Origin of the sequence: Streptomyces sp. NPDC005551 (genome assembly GCF_042871785.1) — a bacterium.
Classification (GTDB): domain Bacteria; phylum Actinomycetota; class Actinomycetes; order Streptomycetales; family Streptomycetaceae; genus Streptomyces.
Genome location: NZ_JBIAJE010000009.1, coordinates 228559 through 248005 on the forward strand (window position 1 = coordinate 228559; position 19447 = coordinate 248005).

Annotated in this window: 15 protein-coding genes and 1 pseudogene; 11 read left to right on the forward strand and 5 right to left on the reverse strand. The window is 72.1% G+C overall.

What is annotated here, in order from left to right; all coding sequences use genetic code 11:
• The first annotated feature begins 46 nt into the window (after nucleotides 1-46).
• Both ACFYP4_RS26215 and ACFYP4_RS26220 read left to right on the forward strand, forming a co-directional pair.
• A complete protein-coding gene (locus tag ACFYP4_RS26215) occupies nucleotides 47-871 on the forward strand; it encodes a helix-turn-helix domain-containing protein (RefSeq protein WP_388788509.1) in 825 nt (274 codons plus the stop codon).
• A pseudogene (locus ACFYP4_RS26220) lies at nucleotides 868-978 on the forward strand (DUF397 domain-containing protein); the annotation flags it as partial. The gene ACFYP4_RS26215 and the pseudogene ACFYP4_RS26220, both read left to right, overlap by 4 nt.
• On the opposite strand, the gene ACFYP4_RS26225 reads toward ACFYP4_RS26220, so the two are convergent.
• Nucleotides 949-2181: an MFS transporter gene (locus ACFYP4_RS26225; RefSeq protein ID WP_388788512.1), complete on the reverse strand. Its 1233-nt coding sequence runs from the start codon at nucleotides 2179-2181 to the stop codon at nucleotides 949-951. The pseudogene ACFYP4_RS26220 and the gene ACFYP4_RS26225 overlap by 30 nt on opposite strands.
• Nucleotides 2182-2278: 97 nt before the next feature.
• Between ACFYP4_RS26225 and ACFYP4_RS26230 the strand changes: the two genes are divergently transcribed.
• From ACFYP4_RS26230 to ACFYP4_RS26240, 3 genes are all read left to right on the forward strand, one after another.
• The gene (locus ACFYP4_RS26230) at nucleotides 2279-3280 is read left to right on the forward strand and encodes an ArsR/SmtB family transcription factor (protein ID WP_388788515.1); all 1002 of its coding nucleotides are present in this window, start codon (nucleotides 2279-2281) and stop codon (nucleotides 3278-3280) included.
• 117 nt (nucleotides 3281-3397) lie between these two features.
• Nucleotides 3398-3904, forward strand: coding sequence for a glutathione peroxidase (locus tag ACFYP4_RS26235; RefSeq protein WP_358849994.1), 507 nt, complete (start codon nucleotides 3398-3400; stop codon nucleotides 3902-3904).
• Between the two features lie 163 nt (nucleotides 3905-4067).
• Entirely contained in the window at nucleotides 4068-4916 is an 849-nt protein-coding gene (locus tag ACFYP4_RS26240; RefSeq protein ID WP_358849993.1) for a MerR family transcriptional regulator, read from the forward strand.
• A gap of 264 nt (nucleotides 4917-5180) precedes the next feature.
• Here the strand turns inward: ACFYP4_RS26240 and ACFYP4_RS26245 are convergent, their stop codons facing one another.
• Both ACFYP4_RS26245 and ACFYP4_RS26250 read right to left on the reverse strand, forming a co-directional pair.
• Nucleotides 5181-7103, reverse strand: a complete 1923-nt coding sequence (locus ACFYP4_RS26245) for an MFS transporter (RefSeq protein ID WP_388788519.1) — start codon at nucleotides 7101-7103, stop codon at nucleotides 5181-5183.
• A gap of 368 nt (nucleotides 7104-7471) precedes the next feature.
• Nucleotides 7472-10276, reverse strand: coding sequence for a serine hydrolase (locus ACFYP4_RS26250; protein ID WP_388788522.1), 2805 nt, complete (start codon nucleotides 10274-10276; stop codon nucleotides 7472-7474).
• 231 nt (nucleotides 10277-10507) lie between these two features.
• Here ACFYP4_RS26250 and ACFYP4_RS26255 point away from each other — a divergent pair, with 231 nt between their 5' ends.
• The 3 genes from ACFYP4_RS26255 (at nucleotide 10508) to ACFYP4_RS26265 (ending at nucleotide 12921) form a co-directional block, all read left to right on the forward strand.
• Nucleotides 10508-11263: a GPP34 family phosphoprotein gene (locus tag ACFYP4_RS26255; RefSeq protein WP_358849990.1), complete on the forward strand. Its 756-nt coding sequence runs from the start codon at nucleotides 10508-10510 to the stop codon at nucleotides 11261-11263.
• A 318-nt stretch (nucleotides 11264-11581) separates the two neighbouring features.
• A complete protein-coding gene (locus ACFYP4_RS26260; protein ID WP_388788525.1) occupies nucleotides 11582-12439 on the forward strand; it encodes a helix-turn-helix domain-containing protein in 858 nt (285 codons plus the stop codon).
• A 272-nt stretch (nucleotides 12440-12711) separates the two neighbouring features.
• Nucleotides 12712-12921 (forward strand): DUF397 domain-containing protein, encoded by a 210-nt coding sequence (locus ACFYP4_RS26265; RefSeq protein WP_358849988.1) that lies wholly within the window; start codon nucleotides 12712-12714, stop codon nucleotides 12919-12921.
• 143 nt (nucleotides 12922-13064) lie between these two features.
• On the opposite strand, the gene ACFYP4_RS26270 is transcribed toward ACFYP4_RS26265, so the two are convergent.
• Nucleotides 13065-13904 (reverse strand): hypothetical protein, encoded by an 840-nt coding sequence (locus ACFYP4_RS26270; RefSeq protein WP_358849987.1) that lies wholly within the window; start codon nucleotides 13902-13904, stop codon nucleotides 13065-13067.
• 105 nt (nucleotides 13905-14009) lie between these two features.
• Between ACFYP4_RS26270 and ACFYP4_RS26275 the strand changes: the two genes are divergently transcribed.
• Both ACFYP4_RS26275 and ACFYP4_RS26280 read left to right on the forward strand, forming a co-directional pair.
• Nucleotides 14010-14795 carry an SDR family oxidoreductase gene (locus ACFYP4_RS26275; protein WP_358849986.1) on the forward strand — a complete coding sequence of 262 codons (786 nt, stop codon included), beginning with the start codon at nucleotides 14010-14012 and terminating at the stop codon, nucleotides 14793-14795.
• 364 nt (nucleotides 14796-15159) lie between these two features.
• Nucleotides 15160-16737, forward strand: a complete 1578-nt coding sequence (locus ACFYP4_RS26280; RefSeq protein ID WP_358849985.1) for a sodium:solute symporter family protein — start codon at nucleotides 15160-15162, stop codon at nucleotides 16735-16737.
• Between the two features lie 32 nt (nucleotides 16738-16769).
• On the opposite strand, the gene ACFYP4_RS26285 is transcribed toward ACFYP4_RS26280, so the two are convergent.
• Nucleotides 16770-17885 carry an ADP-ribosylglycohydrolase family protein gene (locus ACFYP4_RS26285; protein ID WP_358849984.1) on the reverse strand — a complete coding sequence of 372 codons (1116 nt, stop codon included), beginning with the start codon at nucleotides 17883-17885 and terminating at the stop codon, nucleotides 16770-16772.
• A gap of 154 nt (nucleotides 17886-18039) precedes the next feature.
• Between ACFYP4_RS26285 and ACFYP4_RS26290 the strand changes: the two genes are divergently transcribed.
• The gene (locus ACFYP4_RS26290; protein ID WP_388788531.1) at nucleotides 18040-19446 is read left to right on the forward strand and encodes an FG-GAP-like repeat-containing protein; all 1407 of its coding nucleotides are present in this window, start codon (nucleotides 18040-18042) and stop codon (nucleotides 19444-19446) included.
• Nucleotide 19447: the final 1 nt, after the last annotated feature.

The window sequence follows — 19447 nt, forward strand, 5'->3', positions numbered from 1 at the left end:
GGTTTCCCGCGGTGGACCTACCAGCCGTGAGGGGGAGTTGGACCGTATGACCTCCAGGAAGCGTTCGCGCAAGAACGCGTCAGCGATGAAGATGGTCGGCGCGCAGCTGGGCGTCCTGCGGCGGGCCGCCGGGTTCACCCAGCGCTCGCTCGCCGAGCGGGCCCTCGTGGACGAGGAGACCATCGCCTCCATCGAGCAGGGCAGACGCCCGCTGAAGGAGGACTTCGCCGCGTTGCTGGACCAAGTCCTCGACTCCAGGGGCGTGTTGTCGGCGGCCCTGGAGCACATGCCCGAGGTGGATCTGTTCCCCCGCTGGGCCGAGGAGTACATGGACCTGGAACGGGAGGCCATCGCCCTGTCCTGGTACGAGAACCAGGTGTTGCCCGGGCTGCTTCAGATCGAAGCGTATGCCCACGCGGTGTTTCAGAATGAGGTTCCGCCGCTCACCGAGGACGAGGCGGCGCAGCGTGTCACAGCTCGCATTGCACGCCAGGGGATTCTCCGACGCAGGGAGCCGCCGACGGCCAGCTTCATCGTCTCGGAGGTCATCCTGATGGATCGTCTCGGCGGTGACGAGATCTACTTCGAGCAACTTCGCCGCCTGGCTGAGCACGCGGATCTGCCTGGTGTGACCTTGCAGGTCATGCCGGTAGGAAGGGAGTTCAACGCAGGACTTTCCGGGCCGTTCATTCTCCTTGAGACACCCGAGCATCAGCGCGTCGCCTACATCAAGGGCCAGCGCAGAGGCTGGCTGAACGCCGAGCCGGATGAGGTGTCCGCCCTGGAGCGCAAATATGCGATGCTGCGGACCCAGGCGCTCAACGCCCAGGAGACCAAGAGCCTGTTGAACCGGTTGCTAGGAGAGCAATGAGCATCGATCTGCAGTGGTTCAAGTCCAGCTACAGCAGTGAACAGGGCGGCGCCTGCCTAGAGGTCGCCACCCTTCCCTCAACGGTCCACGTTCGCGACTCCAAGACCCCCGACGGCCCCGTCTTCCGTGTCGCGCCGGTCGCCTGGACGGCGTTCCTCACGCTTGCCCGTCGCTGACAGCGCGAGCGTCACGGCGACCGACGCGGCGGCCATCACCGTCATTCCCGTGGCCGCCGACGTCAGTTGGGCGACCGTGCCGGCAAGCGTCGCGCTCACTCCCTGAAGCGTGACCATGCCCGAGGAGTGCAGCCCGAGGGCGTGGCCGCTCAGTTCGTCCGGGGTGAGTTCCATGAGCCGTTCCTGCTGGATCAGGCTCGCGCCGAAGCCCACGGAGGCCACCGCCACGCAGGCCGCCGCCACGGCCGTCCCCGGGTGCAGGACGAAGAACAGGTACGGGGTGGCGAGGAGCAGCAGGAACGGGACGCCGAGCCGCGCGCGTACCCGCGGCGGCAGGAAGCGGCCGACCGTCACGTCCCCCACGAACATGCCGAACGCCCCGAAGGCGAACAGCAGGCCCGCGTGGGACGGGGCGTACGGGACGAAGAGGGATTCGCAGCCGACGACCAGGCCGTTGGGGATCCACAGGAGCAGATAGACGCGGCGCCGGGGGCCGGACGACCACAGCAGTGCGTTGGTGCGCCAGGTCTCCGCCACGGACGGCCGGCCCGCCGCCCTGGGCTCGCGGCGGCTCAGACCGAAGCGGGAGACCACCGCCGTGACCAGGTACAGCGCGGCGGCGACGACGAGGCCGAGCCGTGGTGACAGCGCGGCCACCAGGAGGCCGCCGGTCGCGAAGCCCAGGATCTGCGTGATGCCGTGCATCATGTTGAAGACCGACCGGCCCAGCAGATAACCGTCTCTGGTCAGCAGCTCGTTCAGCAGGCCCCAGGTGACGCCGCCGCCCAGCGAGGCGATCAGACCGAGGCCGAAGACCAGCACGAGGACGCCCCACACCGGGACCCCGGGGAGCGCGAGGAACGCCGTGCCGGCCGCGAAGGCGAGGGCGATGCCGGTCAGGGTGGCGCGGGGCCGCAGCCGGTCCGCCGCCGAGAGCAGGGTGGTCGCGCCCAGCACCTGGGCGAGGGACGGACCGAACATGCTCAGGGCGGAGAGCAGTGGCGAGTCGGTGGCCTCGTACACCAGCGTGCCGAGGGCCAGGCCGCTCATCGTCTGGGCCGCCGACCTGAGTGCGGAGGCCAGGAAGAGCGGGGTGAACTCCGGGGTGCGGAAGAGGTCGGAGTAGGTGCGCATGGGCGGAGTCTCCGGCGGGCCCCGTGACAGTCGTTATTGTTTCGCGCCTGGGCGAAACCAATGGGACGGGCAGAACCGACGGGGCGGGGCGGGGCGTATGGGCTGGTGGCAGGTCAACGCGGACACCCTCGCGGGAAGCCGGTTCGTACTGTCGCCGCTCGCGGAGACGTTCGGGGCCCTGAAGCTCCTCCAGGCGGGGACGGGCGCCCACCCCGGCGAGCGGGCCTGGCTGGACGCCCACCTGCCGGCGTACCGGCGGCGGCTGGCCGGGGACCCGGTCACCGCGCTGCTCATCCGCTCCGGGCTCGGCCGGGAGTGGATCGCCGACTTCCTGACGCCGACCCCTCGCGGGCGGGCCCCCGAAAGGTCCGGAGGGTCCGGTGACTTCGAGGATTTCGAGGACGAGGTCGCGCGGGTGCGGGAAACGTCCCCCGGGGCGGCCCGCGCCCATCTCAGGGTCTCGCTGCGCGGCCCGCTCCCCGCCGCCCTGGAGCGGGACGACCTCCCCCGGCGCGCCGCCGACCTGCTCACCTTCGTATGGACCGAGGCCGTACGCCCGTACTGGACCCGGCGTCGGCGCATCCTCGAAGCCGACGTGGTCTCCCGTACCGCGCAGCTCGGCCAGGGCGGCTGGGCCGCGGCGCTGGACACCCTGCGGCCCGGGACGCGCTGGCTCGGCGAGAACCGGCTCCAGGTCAACCTTCACGCGTATCCGCCGCGGGAGATCTCCGGCGCCGAACTGCTCTTCGTGCCCATCACGTCCCAGCGGCACGGCTGGGTGTCGTGGGAGGAGCCGCACCGGTACGCCGTCGTGTACCCGTGCTCGGGGGCGCTCGTGCGGACCGGGCCGAAGTCCGTGCCGGAGAGCCTGGGCGCGCTGCTCGGGCCGTCCCGGGCGGGTGTCCTCGTCCTGCTCGGCTCCCCGATGAGCACGAGCCAGCTGGTGGCGGTGACCGGCCAGGGGCTCGGCTCGGTGGGGCGCCATCTCCGGGTGCTGCTGGACGCCCGGCTGGTGGAGCGGCGGCGGGCCGGGCGGTCGGTGCTGTACTACCGGACGCCCGCCGGCGAGGTCCTCGTCCGGGCGCAGCGGGACGGCTGACCCCGGCGCGGGTGTGGGCCGGGCGGCGGCCGGGGTTCCGGGCCGGTCGCCGGGCGGACCGCCGGCCGGACACCCGGCGGACGCCGAGGGGGCGTCCGGCAGGGCTAGCATCCGGGGATGACTACTTCTGACACTTCCGGTTCCGTGTTCGACATAGAGATCGGTGCGCTGCAGGGCGGTTCCGCGGACCTCGGGCAGTACCGGGGCAAGGCCGTCCTGATCGTGAACGTGGCCTCCAAGTGCGGGCTCACCCCGCAGTACGCGGGTCTGGAGCGGCTCCACGAGCAGTACGCGGACCGGGGCTTCACCGTGCTCGGCGTGCCCTGCAACCAGTTCCTCGGGCAGGAGCCCGGGACCTCCGAGGAGATCGCCGAGTTCTGCTCAGCCACGTACGGCGTGACCTTCCCGATGACCGAGAAGGCCGAGGTGAACGGCGACGGCCGGCACCCGCTGTACACGCGCCTGGTGGACACCGCGGACGCCGAGGGCCACACCGGGGACATCCGCTGGAACTTCGAGAAGTTCCTGATCGGGCCCGACGGGGACGTGCTCGCGCGCTTCTCGCCGCAGACGGAGCCGGAGGCGCCGGAGCTGGTCGCGGCCGTGGAGAAGGCCCTGCCGTAACCCTCGGTCCGCCGAGGCCCCGGACCCCCGGGACCGACGGGGCCCGTTGTCCTTCCCGGCCGCCGTGTTCCCCTCCCGGCGCCCGCGCGTTGACCTTGCCCCTGGGGCAGGGGTGACCGTTCTGGTGCCGGGCGGAGGGCGCCCGGTGACGGAGGATGGGCTCGTGCCTCAGGAACTGCTCACCATCGGTGCGTTCGCCGCCCGCGCGCGGCTCTCGCCGAAGGCGCTTCGGCTGTACGACCGGCTCGGACTGCTGGCCCCGGCGCACGTCGACGGGGCCAGCGGCTACCGCTACTACCGCGCCGACCAGGCCGAGCGTGCCCGGCTGGTCGCGCTGCTGCGCCGGCTCGACATGCCGCTCGCGCGCATCGCGGAGGTGGTCGAGGCGGAGGGCGCCCTGGGGGCGGAGCGGCTCGCCGCGTACTGGGCGGACGCCGAGGAGCGGTTCGCCTCGCAGCGGACGCTCGCCGAGTACCTCCGTGGACGGCTTTCGGGAAGGGGTTCCGAGATGTACGGGAAGTTCGTCGTGGAGACGGTCGAGGTACCCGAGCGGGTGGTGCTCACACAGACGCGGCACACTCTCGCCGACGAGTTGCCGGCCTGGATCGGGGCGTCCCTCGGGCGTCTGGAGGAGGGGGCCCGGCTGTGCGGCGGGGTGGTCGCGGCGCCGTTCGTCGTCTACCACTCCGAGGTCTCGCAGGAGAGTGACGGGCCCGTCGAGTCCTGTGTGCCCGTCGGGGACGGGGCGGCCGCGCGGGAGTGGGCGGAGCGGTACGGGCGGGCGTGGGAGACGCGGGTGCGGGTCGAGCCCGCGCGGCGGCTGGCGTACACCCGGATCACCAAGGCGCAGGTGGCCCATCCGCAGATCCTCGCGGCGTTCGAGGCGGTCGAGGCGTGGATGGGTGAGCAGGGGCTGGGCTACGCCGGTCCCTGCCGGGAGGTGTACTTCGCCGACTGGGAGTCGGCGGGGCCCGCGGATCCCGTCTGCGACGTGGCGTTTCCGGTGCGGTAGGTCTTCCCGGGGCGGGGTGGATCCCCCTGGGTGGGTGACCCGGGGGCTTTGAACCCCCGGGGGCGGTTTCCCCGGGGCGGTGTGTCCCAGGTGAGCCGGGGGGCAGGTTGAACCCGCGTGGGTGGGGGCTGGGGGTGTTTCGCCCCCTCCGCCCCTGCCCGTCCCGTCCCGGGGCTCCGCCCCGGACCCCGCTCCTCAAACGCCGGAGGGGCTGAATTTTTGCGAACCGCCGTAGGGGCTGAATTGTTCGGCTGAATGCCCTCGTCACCGGAGTTCGTCCGGGCACGGGGTGCCTCGGGGGAGTTGGTAGGGGGCTGCCAGGCGGTAGGTGCCGGGGGCGGGGGCGAGGAGTTCGGTCCACTTGTCGCCGGAGGCGTCCTCCTCGGCCTCCATGAGGCAGCCGTTGACGTTGTCGAAGGACTTGGGCGTACCGTCCTCGCGGTGCTTGGACTCCTCCGTCTCCTGGGGGGCCTTGACGCTCTTGCCCTCCGCGTCGACGAGTCCCAGCCAAGGCGAGTACGGGATCCGGATGAGTACCCGCCCCGCCTTCTTGACCTCGATCGTCAGCTCACCCTGTTCGGCCCGGTCCACGACGGCCGGCGGGTCGGCGAGCGGCGTCGGGTCGGTCACCTCGAACAGCTGCCAGTTCGCGTCGCCCCAGATCTGCTTCAGGTAGGGCATGCCCCGCTGGACGAGCTGGCGCTCCCGCTCCCCGCCGTCGCCGTCCGGCTCGTCCTTGGGCAGCACCACGTAGTGCACGGCCCAGCGCTGGAGCCACTCGTGGTAGTTCGCCGAGTTGAGGGTGTCGTCGTAGAAGAGCGGGTTGCGCTCCATGTCCGCCTGCCGGTTCCAGCCGCGGGCGAGGTTCACGTACGGGGCGAGCGCCGAGGCCTCGCGGTGCGAGCGCGCCGGGACCACCTCGACGCGGCCCCGCTCGGCGCCGACCACCTGGAGCTCGTTCACCAGGGGCGCCAGCTCGCGGGCCCAGGACGCCGTCGGGGTGGTGTGCACGACGTCGTCGACCGACTTGAACCCTATCCAGCCGACGAACACCGCGACGGAGAGGACGGTCGCGTACCACTTGCGGCTGCGGGGCGCCGCGAAAGGCAGCGCCGCCATCAGTACGACGCCGGTGAAGAGCATCGCCAGCCGGGTGATGTTGGAACCGATCTGGGAACTGATCAGCCACACCAGAAGCACGGAGAGCCCGTACACCGCCGACGTGATCCGGACCGTCTTCCACTCCCCGGGCACCAGCAGGAAGACCGCGACGGCGGACAGGAACGGCAGCACGACCGAGCCGAAGCCCATCGGCTGGGTCCCCGAGAACGGGAACAGCCAGGCGGAGAGCGCGACGACGAGGGCCGGGGCGAGGCCCAGCGCCCACGCGCCCGGGCGCCGCTTCTGGAGGAAGAGGGCGACGGCGACCAGCCCGACGAAGAGCCCGGCTACGGGCGAGGCGGCGGTCGCGAGGGCGGCGAGCGGGGCGGCGCAGAGAGCCTTCGCCCAGCGCTTGTAGCGCCAGCGGTGGGGCCAGCAGAAGACCACCGCGGTGGCTCCAAGACCGAACACCATGCCGAGGCCGTAGGTCACCCGGCCCGACGCCGCGTTGCACAGCAGCCCGAACACGCCCGCCAGTGCGGGCCACAGCGGATTCCGTACGACCCGGCTGCGGATGAGGATCATCGTCAGCAGTCCGGCCGAGACCGTCCCCGCGATCATCATCGTCGTCCGCACGCCGAGCACGGACATCAGATACGGCGACACCACGCTGTACGACACCGGGTGCATCCCGCCGTACCACGCCAGGTTGTACGCCGAGTCGGGGTGCCGCCCCACGAACTCCGCCCACGCGTCCTGAGCCGCCAGGTCCCCGCCACTGTTCGCGAACGTGAAGAACCAGACGAGGTGGAGCACTCCGGAGAGCAGGGTGATGAGCAGGACCGGATGACGCAGCAGCGGGTCGAGACGACCGCCGGTGCCGGCGGCGGGCGCGGGTTCAGCCGTGGCCTGCGGGGTGACAGGCGCGGGCTCGGTCGTGGTCCCCGGGGTGACGGGAGCCGTGTCCGGGGCCGATTCCGCCTTGCCCGCGGCCTGGGCCGGAGCGTCGGCGGGCAGCCGTATTCGCGGGCCGGAGTCCGGATCCGGCATGGCGTCGTCGGCGTGTGTCGGCTCCGCTGTGGCCACCTGTCGGTACTCCCCGTGTGTCCCGTTTCGCGTTCTCGCCGGGCCCCACGGCCCACGACCCGCCCCGGTTCGCGACGCTAGCACGCACCCCGCCGGGGAGCGCCCGGGCGGGGCGCCGGCGAGGGGGTGCACGGCGCTCTTCGCGGCATCCGGTGACCTCGGCCCGGCGTACGCCCGCCCGCTTCAGGGCACGTACGCCGGGCGGGCCCGGACGGGTGAACGCCCGGGCCCGCTCCCCCGCGCCGGCCGACCGGGTCAGCTCGCGGGTCGATCCACGTACGTCAGCCCCCGTGCGGCAGCCGCACGGACATCGGCGCCCGTGCCTCGGCGCCGGCGCTTCGGCTCACGCGCGCTCAGCTCACGCGCGCTCAGCTCACGCGCGTCAGCTTCGCGCCGAGGCCCGGCTCACCGAGGTCCGACCGGAGCGCCACCGGGATGTCCACGGCGTGGTCGGAACCGTCGCCCACCGTCAGCTCGCCGACGACCGTGCCGGCCTTGGCGGAGTGCGGGACGGTCTTGTCGCCGGGGCCGATCGACAGCTTCGTCCGCAGACCCGGCCAGCCGACCGCCTTCAGGTTCTCGGTGGCGACCACGGGGGTCTTGCCGCCGAGCCGGTCGTCCACGTACCCGACGACGTCACCCTTCTTCACCACCGTGGCGGTGGTCAGGCCCTGCTGGACCTTGTCGATCAGCTTCTGGCTGTTGGTGAGGGCGAGCTGGAGGCTGTCCCAGACCCGGCCCGTGCCGGCGTTCTGGCCCAGGACCGCGCCGTAGACCGTCTGCGTCTTGCCGGCGACCGTCTTGGTGGCCGCCCACACCAGGTTGCCGCCCGCGGGGGTCGACGAACCGGTCTTGAGGCCGATCACGCCGACCTGCTTCACCAGCAGGTCGTTGTTGTTGTAGATCGGCTTGTCCAGGCCGGGGACGTCGGCCCTGGCCATGCCCACGATGGACCGGAAGACGTCCTTCTGCATGACCGCCTTGGCCAGCTTGAGCTGGTCGGTGGCAGTGCTCACGGTCGTCTTCTCGAGACCGCTCGGGTCCGTGTACGTCGTCTTCGACATGCCGAGCTTCTTCGCGGCGGCGTTCATCTTGCCGACGAAGGTCTCGCCGTCGGAGTCCCAGCGGGCCAGCAGCCGTGCCGCGTTGTTCCCGGACGGGATCATCAGCATCTGGAGCATCTGCCGCTCGGTGAACTTCTGACCCTTGGAGAGCGCGGCCGTCGACTCGTCCTCGTTCTTCGACTCGTCCTCGGCCCGCTGGTCGACGGTGATCTTCTCGCCGCCCTCGTTCCCCTTGAGGGGGTGCTCCTCGAGGATGACGTACGCCGTCATGATCTTGGCGACGCTCGCGATGGGGGCGGGCTTCTGCTTGCCGTCGGTGCCGAGGCTGCCGACGCCCTCGACCTCGATGGCCGACTGGCCCTGGCCCGGCCACGGCAGGTCGAGGTCGCCGCCGTCGAAGGTGTACGTCTCGCCGGCGGTGAGCGCGAGGCCCGGCTCCGGGAGCGGTCGCACGGCCTGTGCCACCGCAAAGACGACGGCGAGCAGCAGGACCAGCGGGGTCCAGATCTTGAAGCGCCGCACGAGCGTGCGGACCGGGGTCTCCGGGGGCGGCGGGGTGTTCGTCAGCTCGGCGAGCAGGTCCAGCGGGGGCTTCGGGGGCAGCGGCTGCTGGGTGGTCCGCTCGGGGCCGACCTGCGGGACGGCGGCGGTGGCCTCGGCCGGCGGGACCGGGGGTTTCGCCGTCGCCGGCGTGGTCGCGCGTGGTTTCGCCGGGGGCTCGTCCAGCGGCTTCAGCGCGACGAACTTGCTGGTCCGCTCCGCCGGGGACTCGTCGCCGTCCCCGGCACGGTTCGGCTCCGGCTTGGCGCGGGGGGTGTCGTTCCCCGGCTCGGCGCCGGGGGTGCCGGCGGGCTTGGCGCCGGGTGCGGCGGTCGGCTTCGCGCCGGGGGCGGCCTCCGGCTCGGCGCCGGGCTTGGTCGCCGGACCGGCGCCGGGTGCGACGGGCGGCTTGGCGCCGGGAGCGGCAGTCCGCCTGACGTGGGTCTTGTCGGCCGGGGTCTTGCCGGCGTCACCCAGCTTGAGCATGGTCGTGGGCTGGTCCACCGGCGGGGCGGCGGGCGGTACGGCCTTGAAGACGGCGGTGGGCTGGTCCACGGGACGCCCGGCGTCCTCGGGCTCGGCGGCCCCCTTGGCGTCCGCGGGCGCCTTCGCGTCCACGGAGGCCTCGGCGTCCGCGGACGGGTCGGCGTCCTGCGGGGCCTTCGCGCCCACGGGGGGCTTGGCCGCCGGGGCGGGCCCGGCGTCCTCGGGGGTCGCGTCCGCCGACGGCTTCGCGTCCTCGGGAGCCTTGGCGTCCACGGCGGCCTTGACGGCCTGAGCGGGCTCGGCGTCCTCGGGGGCGGCAGCCCTGGCCTCTGCCGACGGCTCGGCGTCCTCGGGGGTCGCGCCCTTGGCGGCCGTACCCGGGATGCCCTTGCCGGGGGCATCCGCGGCCGGGGTGCTCACGTCGGAGCCGCGTTCGCGGGAAGCGCCCTCACCGGGGGCGGGCACGGCGGTCTCGCCGGAGGCAGCCGAACCCACGGCGCCCTTGCGCGACGCGCCCGTACCGGAGCTGTCCTTGCCGGGGACGGCCGTACCCGGGGTGCTCGCGTCGGAGCCGCCCTCAACGGTGGTGCCCTCGCCGGGGACGGACTCGCCCGGGGCACCCTTGACGGGGGTGCCGGTGGTGTCCTCGCCCGAGGCGCCCGTACCCGGGGTGTCCTCGACGGAGCTGTCCTCGCCGGGGGATGAGGCGGCGTCCGGGTCCGGTGCCGCGTCCTCGGGGTCGTCCGCGGTCGCCACCCACGCGGCGACCGCGGCCCGCAGCCGCGCGTCGCCCGGGGCGCCCTTCCCGGCGCTCTCCGACGGAGCCGCGCCGGCCTCCGGCTTCCCGGCAGCCTCGGGGGAGCCCTCGGCCTCCTTCAGCGCCCGGGTCGAGAAGACCGCCGTCGCCTGGTCGACCCGTACCGTGGCGGCCCGTTCCCGGGCCACCGCCATCCGGGGGTCGGCCGGGGTCGACGCCGACCCCCGCGTCGGCCCCGGAACCGCGGCCGGGGTCCCCGACGTCGCTTCTGCCGACGACGCCGACGACTCGTGCTGCTTCGACCTGTCGGGGGACTCGCCCGCCACCGATGCCTCCTCCATGCGCCGCCCAGCGGCGCCCAACCGAACCGTGAACCCTCGAAACCGCCGCCCGGACACCGCTGTCCGAACCATGTACCAGTGTCCTGTGTGCGGGCCTGCCCTCCGCGGTAGACGAGAACGACATACCTACCGGTTCCACTACGAACTGGTCACGTGCCCTCGACAGACCAATGTGAGAGGGGTCACCCTGTCATTCATCCACGCGGGGAGGCATGGATGGGCAGGAGCCGCAGAACAATTCCGGAGGAGCTTCTGTTGCTGGCGCTGGACCCGACCACGGGTACCACCGCACAGCCGCAGTCGCTCGACCTCGGTCTGGCCGGAGCACAGCTAGTGGAGCTGGCGCTGGCCGGACGGATAGCCCCAGACGGGGATCGTATCGCCGTGGTGGTACCACGGCCGACAGGAGATCCGACACTGGACTGTGCGTTGGAACTGCTTCGCCGACGCGGAGCACCCGTACGCGCGGTCAACTGGATTGGCGGACCCCGCCTGGGGCTGCGCCAGACCTACCTCTCGCATCTGGAGAGGTGCGGCATGGTCCATGCCGTGGCCGGCCAGATGTGCGGGGTGCTTCCGACGACTCGCTACCAGGCGACGGACACGGAGATCAGCCGGGAGATCAGGGCCCGGCTGGACAGTGCGATCCGCACCGGCGTACCGCCGGACCCGCGGACCGCGGCGCTCGCCGCGCTGGCCCACGCGGTCGGTCTCGGCAAGCACCTCTACCCGGGGAATGAGGGACGTTCGTCCCGCTCCAGGCTCCGGGACCTGATCAGGCACGACCCCATGGGCGGCCTCGTGGCGCACGCGGTCATGGACGTCCAGAACGGCGTGGCCGCTCAGCCGCGCCGCAGCCCGGCACCGGCAGGCCGTCCGGCCACCGCCGGCGTCAGGTCCGCACCGGAGGCCGCAGGCGGCGTCCCGATGCAACCGCGCCACGGTTCCATGGCGCGCGCCGTGGTCCACTGATCGACGGCACCCCGGCACCGGCACGACCCGCACCACCACCGCACCACCACCGCATCACCAGCACGTCAGCGCCGCACCGCAGTCCCCACGACCCGGTCCGGGAGCCGCTGGTCCGCGCGGGGCGGTGGGACCGTACGACGTCCGTCCGGACGGCGGCACGGCCCCGCCGTCCCGCGCGGCCGCGTGTACGGCCGAGTCCCGAACTGTCGTGTACGCAGCGCATATCCGCCGTTTCCCAGCGGTATCAAGCACCTTGGTGGCAGTCTGCTCAGCAGCAGATACGCAAAGTAGAGGCACGCAGCCGGAGGTGCACGTCCCGTGGCGTCCAATGTCAATCCCACCGTCCGGCGCCGCCGACTGGGCCAGGAGCTGCGACGGCTCCGTGAACTCAAGGGCATGACCGCGGAAGAGGTCGCCGAGCGGCTGCTGGTCTCGCAGTCGAAGATCAGCCGGCTGGAGAACGGGCGGCGCAGTATCAGCCAGCGCGACGTCCGCGACCTGTGCGGGGTCTACGAGGTCGAGGACCACCGGATCGTCGACTCGCTGATGCAGATGGCCAAGGACTCGCGCCAGCAGGGCTGGTGGCACTCGTTCGGCGACATCCCGTACAGCGTCTACATCGGCCTGGAGACCGACGCCGCCTCGCTGCGGGTCTACGATCCGCAGGTCGTCCCCGGCCTGCTCCAGACCCGGCCGTACGCGGAGGCCCTGATCGCCGGCGCCCTGCCGGAGACGGCCCCGGGCGACATCGACAAGCGCGTGCAGGTGCGCCTGCGCCGGCAGGAACGAATCTCCGCCCCGGAGAACCCGCTGCGCCTGTGGACGGTGCTCGACGAGGCGGCGCTGCGCCGCACCGTCGGCAACCGCTCCCTGATGCGGGACCAGTTGGAGCACCTGGTCGGGCAGTCCCAGCTGCCGCACGTCACCGTGCAGGTGATCCCCTTCGACATGGGCGCGCATCCCGGTCTCAACGGGCAGTACGCGATCCTGGAGTTCCCGGACGCGGCGGACGCGAGCGTCGTCTACATCGAGGGCGTCACGAGCGACCTGTACCTGGAGAAGGCGAACGACGTCCAGAAGTACAGCGTGATGTACGAGCATCTGCGGGCGCAGGCACTGAACGTGGAGCAGTCCCGTCAGTTCATCGCGGACATCGCGAAGGAGTACGCGCGCTGAGCCGCGCGCCGGGGTCCCGGCGGGATGCGCAGGCACCCTGAGACCGGCTTCCCGAGGCGAAGGCGCGGACAGTACACCTTCGTTGGACCGGGATGGAAGACCCTCCTGGAATATGCCATCCAGTCGAGTGAATAGTCGCTTCGCCCACCGGTGCGGGCGAGTAGCGTCGATCACGCCATCGAGCAACAACGGTGGCGCAATCCGTACCGCGGGCTCCGGAAGGAACCCGCGGCGCGGTGACAGCAACTCAACGACTGGCTACCGGAGCAAAAATGGCAATCCAGCAAGGCGCCACGGACACCTGGACGAAGTCCTCGTACTCCACCGGCAACGGCGCGTGCGTCGAGGTCAGGTCCCCGCTTCTCGCGGCGATGGCCGTCCGGGACTCCAAGGTCCCCGAGGGTCCCACGCTGGCGTTCCCCGCACGCTCGTGGAACACCTTCGTGGCCGAGGTCGGCCGGGGAGCCCTCGACCTCGCCTGACCTGATGCAACGTTCCACCGATTCACCCACAACCGCACCGACCAACCGCATACGCACCACAGACAGAGCCCTCTCGTCCGGCCCGCCGTCCTGGCCGAGGGGGCTCGGCCCTTGCCTCCATCCCTCCTCCCCCGGCCGCCCGGTCACCTGAGGCGGTCCACGTAGGTGTCCGTGCCGGGCACCGTCGGGACGAAGGGGGCGACCAGTTCCACGCGGCCGAGACCCGAGGCCGCCACCGCCTCGTCCAAGCCCGTGAACCACGCCTGCCAGCACTCCCGCGGGTCCGTCTCCAGGAACCACAGCAGGGTCAGCCGGGTGCCGACGCCCTCGACCTGCTTGACGTAGGTCATCCGGTCACCGGGCAGGGGGGTCGGCGAGAAGACGGTGACCAGGGCGGACGGGGAGCCGGTCAGCCGGCCGGGGAGATGACGGGAGCGCAGCCACTCCAGCAACCCGGCGCGCCGCTCGGTGGAGTCGGCGTCGACGACCTCCAGGACCAGGCCCGCGTACGGGTGGTCGAGGGCGTGGAAGTCGCGGGGGCCGGCCGCGCCGTCGCGGTAGACGGTGGTCTCGTGGTGCTGGAACGCGGTGAAGACGTGTGTGCGCTCCCGGTGGACGCGGTGGTCGCGGTTCAGGCGCCTGTTGATGCCGACGGTCCACCGCATGTGGTCGTCGTAGCGGCCCTCGGTGACCCAGTACGTGGAGAGGTAGCAGCCCGCGGTGACGGGCCGGGCGACGGCCGACTCCTGGGGGTAGCGCAGGAGTTGGAGATCACGGGTGGCCACCCAGCGGCGGCCGGCGAACATCCACGGCATCGCCATCGCGCCCGCGTAGTAGTGGTCGTCCTCGTACCAGCGGTTGTACGCGTGCTCGTGGCCCGGGTGCGGCTCGACCATGGTGATCAGGGCATGGCCCGGGTGCACTCCGTACGGGCCGAGGGCGGCCAGTTCGGCGTACACCTCGCTGCGGGTGTCCTCGCTCATGTCGCTCCCCCTTCCGGTGCGGGCTCCGCGCGGGACTTCCCTCCTGCGGCGGCAGCCCATACTCTGACGCCCCGTCAGACAATGCGCCAGAGCCGGGGGTTTCCGATGTCGCTGCTCGCGGGGAAGACCGTCGTCGTGTCGGGGGTCGGTCCCGGGCTCGGTCACCGGGTCGCGGCGGCCGTCGTGCGCGACGGCGGCAACGCGGTGCTCGGCGCGCGTACGGAGGCGAACCTCGCGAAGTCGGCCGCCGAAGTCGACCCGGGCGGCGCCCACTCGGCGTACCGGGCGACGGACATCACCGACGAGCGGCGGTGCGAGGCGCTGGCGGCGCTCGCCCGGGAGCGGTTCGGCGGGATCGACGCCGTCGTCCATGTCGCGGCCCTGGACAGCTGCTTCGGCGGTCTGGAGGACGCCGACTTCGCCACCTGGCAGTCGGTCATCGATGTGAACCTGCTCGGCACGCTGCGGATGACCCGCGCCTGCCTGCCCGCCCTCAAGGAGGGCGGCGGCTCGGTCGTCGTCATCGGCACCCAGTCGTCGGTGGCCGCCCCCTCGCAGGTGCGGCAGGCGGCGTACGCGGCGTCGAAGGGCGCGCTGACCAGCGCGATGTACTCACTGGCCCGGGAACTGGGCCCGTACCGGATCCGGGTCAACACCGTGCTGCCGGGCTGGATGTGGGGTCCGCCCGTCGAGGCGTACGTCCGGTTCACGGCGCACACCGAGGGCGTGCCGGAGGCGGTCGTGCGCGAGCGGCTCACCGAACGGATGGCGCTCCCCGAGCTGGCCACGGACGGGGATGTGGCGGACGCCGTGGTGTTCCTGGCGTCCGACCGGGCGCGGGCGATCACCGGGCAGTCCCTGCTGGTGAACGCCGGCGAACTCATGCGCTAGTCGCGGCGGGCGCCTCCTTTCCGGGCCGCACGGGACCCGCATCCCGTACGCCTGTCTCGTTGTCGCTGGTCCGTCTGGCGAAGTGCCCGCTCATCGTGTGGTTCACGCCACGAGCACGACAACATCCCAGCAGGTCAAGAGAAAGTAAAATCGTTCTGCTTTCTGATCTGTGTTCATATCCGTGATCGTGCGGGTCTTGACCGGCCGGTCGAACCGGCGGTTCAATCCCGGAAGTCCCCGCACCCGCACGGGGGCTCCGCCCTCCCCCGGGCTCTCGGCTCCGCCCGAGCAGGGGGACCCCAGGCGTACTGGCGAAGTGCCTTCCGGTACCTGCATTCACAAGGCGGACCCCTGGAGGGGGCACATGAACGGTCTCGACTGGGCCGTCCTGGTCGCGTACTTCGGCGTGATGACCGCGATCGGCATCTGGTCCCACAAGCGCGTGGACGACGTAAGCGACTTCTTCACCGCGGGCGGCAAGATGCCGTGGTGGCTGTCCGGCATCTCGCACCACATGTCGGGCTACAGCGCGGTGATGTTCACCGGCTACGCCGGCATCGCGTACACCTACGGCATCACCTCGTACGTCACCTGGTCGCTGCCCATCGCCATCGGCATCGCGATCGGCGCCAAGGCCTTCGCGCCCCGGCTCAACCGGCTGCGCTCGCGACTGCACGTCGCCTCGCCGCTGGAATACCTGAAGGACCGCTACAACCTGCCGACCCAGCAGGCGCTCGCCTGGTCCGGCATCCTGCTGAAGATCGTGGACGTCGGCGCCAAGTGGGCCGCCATCGCCACCCTGCTCAGCGTCTTCACCGGGGTCTCGCTCACCCAGGGCATCCTCATCACCGGCGGCATCACGGCCGTGTACTGCACGATCGGCGGGCTCTGGGCCGACGCGCTGACCGAACTCGGCCAGTTCGTCATCCAGTTGCTGGCCGGCGTCGCGATGCTGGTCATCGCCCTGAACAAGATCTCCGAGCAGGGCGGTCTGTCCAAGGCGCTCGACTCGCCGAAGCTGGACGGTCACGCGGACGGGTTCGCGGGCCCGTACATGACCGTCTTCTTCATCGCGTACCTCTTCATCAAGCTGTTCGAGTACAACGGCGGCATGTGGAACCAGGCGCAGCGCTACATGGCGACGGGCAGCGCCAAGGAGGCCACGCGGTCCGCGTTCCTGTCCGCCACGCTGTGGTTCGTGTGGCCGGTCATCCTCTTCATCCCGATGTGGCTGTCCCCGCTCCTGGTGACGGCGAAGAAGCCCGACGGCTCCGACGCGTACGGGCTGATGACCGAACAGCTGCTGCCGCACGGCCTGCTCGGCCTGGTGGTCGTCGGGTTCTTCTCCCACACGATGGCCATGTGCTCCTCGGACGCGAACGCCATCGCCGCCGTGTTCACCCGCGACATCATGCCGGTGCTCTCGAAGGCGGCGCGGGCCTGGGACACCCGGGCCGGGCTGATCGCCGGACGCGTCACCACCGTCGCCTTCCTCGGCCTCTCCATGGCGGTGGCCACGCAGGTCAACTCCCCCACCTTCAAGGACATCATCACCGTCGTCATCAAGTGGGTGGCGGGGCTCATGGGACCGATCGCGATCCCGTTCATCCTCGGCCTGCTCCGGCCGTTCCGTAAGTCCGGTCCGACGGCGGCGCTCACCAGCTGGGCCTGCGGTCTGGTGGCGTTCTTCCTGATGAACTACCACCTGGACTTCGCGCAGCGCACGGACGTGAAGCTGGAGTACCAGGTCTCCGTACCGATGGCGATCTCCCTCGTCCTGTACATCCTCATCGGCTTCCTCAAGCCCGAGGACACCCCGGAGCGCGACGCGATCATCGAGATCATCAACACGGACGACGACGGCTCCGGACCGACGGCGGCCACGCTCCCCGGCCCGGCCCGGGCGGCGGACGGGGTGGTGGGCACGCCCGTCAAGGACTGACCGGCGCCCGGCCGGCCGCCGCACCCGGCCGGTCAGGCGCGCGGGTACCGGGCGAGCCAGCCCGGCGAGGATCCGGCGGGCCCGTGCAGTGCGGGCCCCTGGGTCATCTCCATCGCGAAGTCGTCCGCGAGGACGAGCATCGTGGGACGGCCCTCCAGCTCGGCCAGCCAGGCCGGCGGGAGGGCCGTCTCGCCGTGCAGGGCGCCGAGCAGTCCCCCGGTGAGGGCGCCCGCCGCACCCGAGGGCCCGCCGTGGTTCACCGCGAGGGACAGGCCGTGCCGTACGTCCTCGCCGACCAGCGCGCAGTACACGGCCGCCGCCAGCAGCCCCTCCGCCGTGCCCTCCCCGGCCAGCTCCTCGACCCGGGCAGGCGTCGGCATCCCCTGCCGCACGGCGCCCAGGGCGTGCTGGAGCGCGTCCGTGACGGGCTGCTGCCCCGGGCGCGCGGCCAGCAGCCCCAACGCCCGCCGCACGGCACCGTCGAGGCTTTCCCCGCGCGCCAGCGCGTGCACGACCACCGCGTACGCCCCCGCCGACAGGTAGGCCAGCGGGTGCCCGTGCGTCTGCACCGCGCACTCCACGGCGAGCTGCATCACCAACTGCGGCTCCCAGCCGACCAGAAGCCCGAAGGGCGCCGACCGGGCGGCGGCCTCGGCGCCCAGCTCACCCGGGTTCTTGGGTGCGTCGAGCGTGCCCATGGTCTCGTCGCCGAGGCCGAGCAGGCAGGCGCGGGCCGGCGCGCGCCGGGCGTACAGCCACTCCTCGCGGGCCAGCCAGCCGTCGTCCTTGCGGCGCTCGTCGGGCCCCCAGTCGCTCTGGGTCGCGGCCCAGCGGCGGTAGGCCCGGTGGAGGTCGGTGGGCGGGTGCCAGGCGCCGGTGTCCCGGCGCACCTGCGCGCGGATCAGCCCGTCGAAGGTGAAGAGCGTCAGCTGGGTGAGGTGGGAGACGGTGCCGCGTCCGCCGGACCCGGTGGTGAGGTCGGTGAGACCGGCCGCGCCGTGCGCCTCCCGGATCTCCGCCAGGGTGAGCCCGTCGAGCGGGGCGCCCAGTGCGTCGCCCGCGGCGGCGCCCAGCAGCGTCCCGCGGACCCGGCTGCGGAAGTCCTGCTGCTCTCTGCGGCCCCAGACGGCACCGGATGTCGCACCCACCACGCCCTCCTCCGGTCCGCGTCGCTCAGCACTGTAATCGAACGGGAACGGTCGGTTCAGGGCCACGATCGGTCGCCTGCGCCACAACCGTTTCCGCCCCCGGCGGGTCCAGCTGAACGACCGACGTACCCGGCCCCAACTTTCGGAGACCTCCATGCCTCATCCCAGGAGCCGTCGCGGCGCCGCCCGGTGCGCGGCGCTGGCCGCCCTGCTGGCCGCCCCCCTCGTCCTGACCGCGGGACCGGCCGCCGCGGCCGCCCCGACGACCCCCGTCGTGGACTTCGACGGCGACGGCTTCGCCGACCTCGCGGTCAGCGCCCCCCATGCCACCGTGTCCGGCGTCCACCAGGCCGGTTCGGTCTCCGTGGTGTACGGCTCCGCCGCGGGCGCCGACAGCGCGCACCCTCAGCTGATCACGCAGGCCACCGACGGCGTGCCGGGCGATCTCATGGAGTACGGCACCTTCGGCATCAGCACCGCCGCCCGCGACTTCGACGGGGACGGCTACACCGACCTGGCCGTCGGCAGCTACTACGCCCCCATGGTCCTGTGGGGCTCCGCCCACGGCCTGAGCGGCGGCGCACCGCTCGCCGACGCCGCCCACCGTGTGGCGGCGGGCGACATCGACGGCGACGGCCACGCCGACCTCGTCGCGAACGGCAACGGCAATCTGGAGGTCCGTTTCGGCCCGTTCACCCGGGCGGGCGTCCCCGCCCGGACCGACACGCTCGTCATCGCGGACGAGTCCGGCCCGCAGCGGATGGCCGTGGGCGACATGGACGGCGACGGCAAGGACGACGTCGTCACCACCCACGGGTTCGAGGAGATGCAGTACCGGTCCCGCTTCTACAAGGGCACGTCGACCGGCCTCGGCACGACCTACAGGAGCACCGGCTACTACACGGTGGGCGGTGTCGTCGCCGACGTGGACCAGGACGGCTACGGCGACCTCGTGGCCCGCCAGGTCGGCCAGGTGTCCGAGATGAGCGAGTTCGAGGCGGGCGCGGTCCGCGTCGTCTACGGCTCGGCGAACGGTCCCTCCACCCGTACCGCGAAGATCACCCAGAACACGGCGGGCGTGCCCGGCAAGGACGAGGCGGGCGACAACCGCCGTGACTTCGGCGACCAGTTCGGCTACGCGCTGGCCGCGGGCGATGTGACCGGCGACGGCTACCCGGACATCGCGGCCGGCGTCCCCGGCGAGGACGTGGGCTCCGTCCGCGAGGCGGGCGCGGTGGTCCTGCTGAAGGGCGGCCCGCGGGGCCTGACCGGGTCCGGCGCCCAAGCCTTCCACCAGTCGACGGCCGGTGTCCCCGGCGCGTCCGAGACGAGCGACGGCTTCGGCCGTACGGTCCTGCTGGCGGACGTCAACGCCAACGACCGGGCCGACCTCGTCGCCGCCGCCCCCTTCGAGGACGGCACCTACCAGGACTCCGGCGCGGCCTGGGTGCTGCGCGGCTCGAAGACGGGGCTGACGACGACCCGCATCGCGTCCTTCGGCCCGGGTGCGCTCGGCGCCCCCGAGAAGGAGGCGTTCTTCGGGACCGAACTCGCCCACTGAG